Genomic DNA, 4,651 nt, shown 5'->3' with positions numbered 1-4,651 from the left:
CGCCGGACGACGTTGAACAAAACCGACCGAGTTCCACCGTTCGCTACACAGACCCTCCGCTGAGGACTGGAATCAGAATGAGGTCTGGGGAGCCGGGAATGACGGCATGTCAGCTCTCATTGATGCGGCCCGGAAGGGGTGGTTGCGGCCGAGACTCGTGGTGGGCCCAGGCCGTGGGAGGTTGACGATGGGCTCTGGGAGCGTATCGAGCCGCTGTTTCCGGTGATTGAGCGGCGCTTCCGGTACCCGGGGCGTCGCGGGCTCGATGACCGGCGGGTTCTGTGCGGCATCCTGTTCGTGCTCTACACCGGGATCCCCTGGCCTACCTCCCGCAGGAACTCGGCCTCGGCTCCGGGATGACCTGCTGGAGGCGACTGCGGGAGTGGAACCAGGCCGGGGTCGGGCAGCGCCTGCACGGGATGTTGCTGGCCGAACTGCGGGCGGCCGGCGTACTGGATCTGTCGCGGGCGTCGGTCGGCTCGAGCCATCTGCGGGCGATAAGGGCGGTGCGGCCACCGGCCCGTCCCCGGTGGACCGGGGCAAGGCCGGCAGCAAGCACCACGTGATCGTCGACGCCCACGGCATCCCGCTGGCCGTCACGCTGACTGGCGGCAACCGCAACGACGTGACCCAGCTGATCCCACTGATCCGAGCCGTCCCGCCGATCCGAGGCAAACGCGGCCAACCGCTGCGCCGCCCGAAGCACCTCTACGGGGACCGCGGCTACGACTACGAGAGCTATCGCGACCAGGTCCGACGGTTCGAAATTACCCCGCACATCGCCCGACGCGGCACCGAACACGGTTCTGGACTCGGCGTACACCGATGGGTCGTGGAAGGCGCCATCGCACTACTGCACTGGTTTCGCCGCCTACGCATCCGCTGGGAGATCCGCGACGACATCCATCAGGCCTTCATCACGCTCGGTTGTGCCGTCATCTGCTGGCGACGGCTGAGGACCCCGCTCTGATTCCAGTCGAAAGTAAGGTGGAATCCCATGTCGCGAACCCGCGCCAAGCGCAAGGAGGCGGAATGCTCGCTAACGCGTCGGTGCTAGCGGCCGGAAGGCGTCATTCGGTCGGACGGCGCTGGGATGGAACCGTTCTCGCCGTGGGCAATACCGCAGCCGCTGAATGTCGTGTCGAGCGATGGGAAGACGTCATCGCGGTGGCAGCCGGCAACGTCCATACCGCGACGAACACGGGCAGGTCTCATACGGTGGGACTCCGGTCGGACGGCACGGTGCTGGCAACGGGGTGGAATGGCGATGGGTAATGCGATGTCGCCGGATGGCGAGGCGTCACGGCCGTGGCCGCAGGCTGGCGCCGCACATTTGGGCTACTCGCGAACGGCCGCGTGTTAGCAGTTGGCCGGAGTTCAGAAGGACAGTGCGACGTGCGGTCCTGGAGCGAGATGGTCGTCCTCTCGTGTGGTGACTGGCACTCCGTCGGCGTCCGGTCGGACGGTTCTGCACGGGCCGCGGGGAACAACCGACGAGGGCAGTGTGCCGTTGAATGGTGGCGTGACCTAGCCGCCATTTCGGCCGGGTATCTCCATACCGTCGGCCTCAGAGCCGACGGGCGGGCAGTAGCGACCGGAGACCGGGAAACCGGGGCGTGCGCGGTCGATGAGTGGGAAGACGTCGTAGCGCTCAGCGCGGGCAGCTACCACACCGTCGGGGTCACAGCGTCCGGGCGGGTCCTCGCAGCGGGAGACAACAGCTACGGACAGTGCAAAGTCGACAACTGGCGCGACATTGTCGCCGTGGCGGCCGGTTCAACGCACACCCTCGGCCTGCGTGCCAACGGCACAGTCGTGACCGCAGGGAACAACGCTGACCGACAGTGCGAAGTCGATGCCTGGTCTGGAGTCCAGCTTCCATAGGCCCCCGGGCCGCGCACGCCAACGCAGAACTGACATACCGTCACTCGCGGACTCCGGAGACCTCATTCTGATGCCAGTCCTTAGGCGGTTCCCCACGTCCGTTCGACCCGGGCGGCGGTGCGGCGTTGGACTCCATCTGCACGAGCTGCACGGAGCCGTCGCCGGATACGAGGATGACATCGCACCCGGTGTCGGATGCGAGGCCGTTGCGCCGCGCCGGACCCATCTGCTCCCGGTAGAGATCGGCGAAGGCGGTGTCCGGCTGGGAATCGCGCGTAGGCAACGTCCAGGTGTAGTGCGTCAGGCGGTGTGCAGGAGGTGCGCCCGCGGCGGAATGCGCCGGCTGCCGCCGGATGATGACCTCGTACCGGCGTATGCCCGACGGCACCAGCCTCTGCCAGTTCCCACTCGTCCAGCACGACGGCCTGGTTCTCGAGGGAGAGGATGCCGCGGGCGTGGCCGCAGCGGCGGAAGCAACGGATCGTCGGGTGGTCCCCTGCTCGAAGGCGGAGTGGGTGCTCGCCGGGCGCAGGCGGCGAGCGGCGTTGTTCACGAAGTCGTCGTGGGCGACCTTCGTGGCCTCACGGGCCGTGGTCAGGTCCTCGGTGGAGGCGTACGCGTTCCGGATCGCGTAGGTCAGCGTGATCACGCGGTCGGCGGCGGCGCGCACGGCCCAGGCAGTCGGTGTCGGCGCCCTTGAGGTCGGCGTCGCCGCGTCCGGAGCGCCCGGCGGTGGTCGCTGGTGGCGCAGGTCAGCGGGGTGAGGGCCGCCAGGCGGTCGCGGCGGACCGCGTCGTTGTGGCTGACGCGGCACCGACTGTTCGGCGGTGCGCTCCCGGAAGCGGCCTGAGACGATCGCGCCCAGCGGGGTGGCGAGGGCGGCGGTGACGAGGGCGGGTAACACGGAGGCTTTCGCTGTGTGCTGATGAGCGGGACCGGGGGAGCGCTGCGCCCGGCCTTCCGGTCGGGCGCGGCGCTCTCGGTGGGGCTACCGGGGGGCGGTGTCGGTGACCACGAGGAACTGGTCGGCGGCCAGGTCCGTCACGACCCGGGCGTCCGGCGTGCCTTGGTTGCGCTGGTGAGGGTTCTCCTTGCTCATGCCAGCGAGAACTTCTGGGCTGCGGCGCCGTTGCAGTCCCAGATCTGCAGGCGCGTGCCGTTGGCGGTGGCACCCGACGGCGAGTCGATGCACCGGCCGGTGGCCGGATTGGACATAGAGCCGTCGGCGTTGGCGACCCAATTCTGGTAGCCGCCGCCGTTGCAGTTGGCCAGCTGGAGCTTGGTGCCGGCCGCGTTCACACCGCCTGCGATGTCCAGGCACTTGCCCAGCGTACGCAGGGTCTGGCCGTTCCAGGTCCACTTCTGGTCGAGCGACGTTGCCTGCTGGCAGTCCCACAGCTGGACCGCGGCGCCGTCGCCGCCGGTGTCGTCGCCCGCCACGTCCACGCACTTGCCGCCCGGTCCGTAGATCGGCGTGCCGATGGCGAACTTCTGGGCTGCGGCGCCGTTGCAGTCCCAGATCTGCAGGCGTGTGCCGTTGGCGGTGGCACCCGACGGTGAGTCGATGCACCGGCCGCTGGTCGGGTTCCGCAGAGAGCCGTCGGGCTGGCGCACCCATGACTGGTAGCCGCCGCTGTTGCACGTGGCGAGTTGCAGCTTCGTACCGGCGGCGCTGTTGCCGCCGGCGATGTCCAGGCACTTGCCGAGGGTCTGCAGGGTCTGGCCGCTCCAGGTCCAGTGCTGGTCCTTGGCCGCCGACTGGCAGTCCCACAGCTGGACCGCGGTGCCGTCGCCGCCTGTGTCGTCGCCCGCCACGTCCACGCACTTACCGCCGGGTCCGGTGATCGTCTGGCCGCTCACCGAACCGCCGCCACCACCGCCTCCGGAGCCGGGCGCCTTGTTGTAGACGGCGACCGAGTCGATGGTCAGCTTGCCGCCGGAGACCGTCGACGCGTTCGGGCCCCCGCCGAAGGCGTCCGGGAAGCCGCCGCCGATCGCCAGGTCGTAGATGATGAAGAACGGGTGGTCGACCGCGTCGGACCAGGTCGTGGCGTCCACCTGGCTGGCGTTGACCGTGAAGAAGTTGTTCCCGTCGAGATAGAACCTGATCTGCTCCGGCGACACCGAGCGGTCGATCTCCGCCGCGTAGTCGTGGAAGCCGGTCTGGCAGCCCGAACAGGCGCGTTCACCCGAGCCGATACCGGTCGACTCGTTGCACGGTCCACCCGGGTTCACACCGCAGTGCAGGGTGCTGAAGACGGAGCTGCGGCCGTTGATGTCCTCCATGATGTCGACCTCGCCGGACTTCGGCCAGGTCACACCGTCGCGCAGCGGCGCGCCGAGCATCCAGAACGCCGGCCAGTAGCCCGCGCCGTTGTTGGTGGTGACGTTGGGCTGCTGGAGGACGGACTCGATGCGTACGACACCGCCGGCGGGGGCGCCGAAACCCGCCGACTGGGTCTCCACGCGCCCGGAGGTCCATCCGCTGCGCGCGTCGGAACCCGAGTGCAGGGCCTGGAGCACCAGATGACCCTGACCGTCGTAGTAGACGTTCGAGGTGCTGTTGGTCATCGTCTCGATCTCACCGGTGCCGAAGTTGCTGCCCGGCCCGGTGTCGTACTTCCACAGGCTCTGATCGATGCCGGTGCCGGACGCACCGTTGAAGTCGTCGCTCCAAGTGAGCGTGAAGCCCGGCGGTGGCGAGGGGACTGCCGCCCAGTGTGGACAGCACCGCCTCCAGGTGCTCGCGCAGCAGCAGGAACGCCGC

General features: G+C 68.8%; 3 protein-coding genes and 1 pseudogene. 2 read left to right on the top strand and 2 right to left on the bottom strand.

Annotated features, from left to right (window positions below):
• Positions 1 to 138 precede the first annotated feature (138 nt).
• A pseudogene (locus AB0B40_RS37945) lies at positions 139 to 970 on the top strand (IS5 family transposase).
• Positions 971 to 1,308: 338 nt separating this feature from the next.
• Entirely contained in the window at positions 1,309 to 1,884 is a 576-nt protein-coding gene (locus AB0B40_RS37940; protein WP_362268179.1) for a hypothetical protein, read from the top strand.
• A 40-nt stretch (positions 1,885 to 1,924) separates the two neighbouring features.
• Here AB0B40_RS37940 and AB0B40_RS37935 read toward each other — a convergent pair whose 3' ends face one another.
• Both AB0B40_RS37935 and AB0B40_RS37930 read right to left on the bottom strand, forming a co-directional pair.
• Positions 1,925 to 2,554, bottom strand: a complete 630-nt coding sequence (locus tag AB0B40_RS37935) for a hypothetical protein (protein ID WP_362268178.1) — start codon at positions 2,552 to 2,554, stop codon at positions 1,925 to 1,927.
• A gap of 425 nt (positions 2,555 to 2,979) precedes the next feature.
• The coding region (locus AB0B40_RS37930; protein WP_362268176.1) for a ricin-type beta-trefoil lectin domain protein at positions 2,980 to 4,651 on the bottom strand (1,672 nt) is incomplete at its 5' end.

It is taken from the genome of Streptomyces sp. NPDC042638 (assembly GCF_040647235.1).
GTDB lineage: Bacteria > Actinomycetota > Actinomycetes > Streptomycetales > Streptomycetaceae > Streptomyces > Streptomyces rameus.
The sequence above is the reverse complement of the archived record's forward strand: the minus strand, read 5'-3'. Positions and strand labels throughout refer to the sequence as shown.